The sequence below is a fragment of the Flavobacterium cryophilum genome (genome assembly GCF_048286555.1).
In the GTDB taxonomy this organism is placed as follows: Bacteria; Bacteroidota; Bacteroidia; order Flavobacteriales; family Flavobacteriaceae; genus Flavobacterium.
Genome location: NZ_JBLVPZ010000029.1, coordinates 1 through 1,101 on the forward strand (window position 1 = coordinate 1; position 1,101 = coordinate 1,101).

The window sequence follows — 1,101 nt, forward strand, 5'->3', positions numbered from 1 at the left end:
TGGATATGCAAATAAAACCCGCAGTATTAGTTAAGCAACATTTTTAAAATTATTTTTCTGTTTCCAGAATTCTTCTATTGTTTTGTAATCTAAGGCGGAATGCCTTCTTTTTCTGTTGTACCAGATTTCAATAAATTCAAATATATCGAGTTCCATTTGCTCTTTTGATATAAGTTTATTACCATAAATTTGTTCGGTTTTCAAAGTCTTAAAAAAGCTCTCAGCTACTGCATTATCCCAACAATTCCCTTTTCTACTCATACTCCTTGTAACCATTTTATAGGAATCAATCACATTAGTAAACTTCTTGCTGGCGTATTGAATGCCTCGGTCAGAATGAAATACCAATCCTTTTTCAATGCTTCGGTTTTTAATAGCCATTCTCCAAGCCGCCAAAGAAGTTTCCTCTACACTCATCCCGTTACTTAGACTCCAACCTATAATTTTTCTGTCATAGAGGTCTAAAACGGTTGTTAAATATAAAAACCCTTCTTTTACTCGAATATAAGTAATGTCCGATACCCAAACTTTTGAAGGTTCTGTAACCGAAAATTCCCTATTTAAAACATTGGGTACAATTAAATACTTATGCTTAGAATTTGTGGTAACCTTGAATTTCTTGCTTAATTTACTTCGTAAACCCAGTTGATTCATATATTTAGCAACTGTAATCCTTGATAATTTATTGCCTAAAGAAGCCAACTCGGCAGTCATTCTTGGACTTCCATATCTTTGTTTTGAATTAAAATAAATGGATGTTATTTTTTCTTTAACAAGCTCAACTCTTTGTTTTCTATCTGAAACAGACCGACTTTTCCATTGATAATAACTTCTTTGACCAACTTGCAATACTTTACACATCTTTTCAATCGGAAATATCTTTTCATTGTTTCTGATGAAAGCATAAATCATCGACCGTTTTTGGAAAAGATGCCAATTGCTTTTTTTAATATATCACGCTCTAGTTCCGCATCTTTGAGTTTTCTTTCAAGCTCAGAAATTAGCTCCTGTTCTGGCGTTTGCTTTAAATTGCCATTACCTGGAAAACTTCCTTGTCCAAACTCTTCGTACTCTTTTCTCCATTTATACAATTGTGGAGCT

The 1,101-nt window shown here is 33.2% G+C and carries 1 protein-coding gene and 1 pseudogene; both read right to left on the reverse strand.

Annotation, left to right across the window (positions count from 1 at the left end; all coding sequences use genetic code 11):
* Nucleotides 1-30 precede the first annotated feature (30 nt).
* Nucleotides 31-912: an IS3 family transposase gene (locus tag ACNQGJ_RS16820; RefSeq protein WP_417975097.1), complete on the reverse strand. Its 882-nt coding sequence runs from the start codon at nt 910-912 to the stop codon at nt 31-33.
* Nucleotides 909-1,101, reverse strand: a pseudogene (locus ACNQGJ_RS16825) (IS3 family transposase); the annotation flags it as partial. The gene ACNQGJ_RS16820 and the pseudogene ACNQGJ_RS16825, both read right to left, overlap by 4 nt.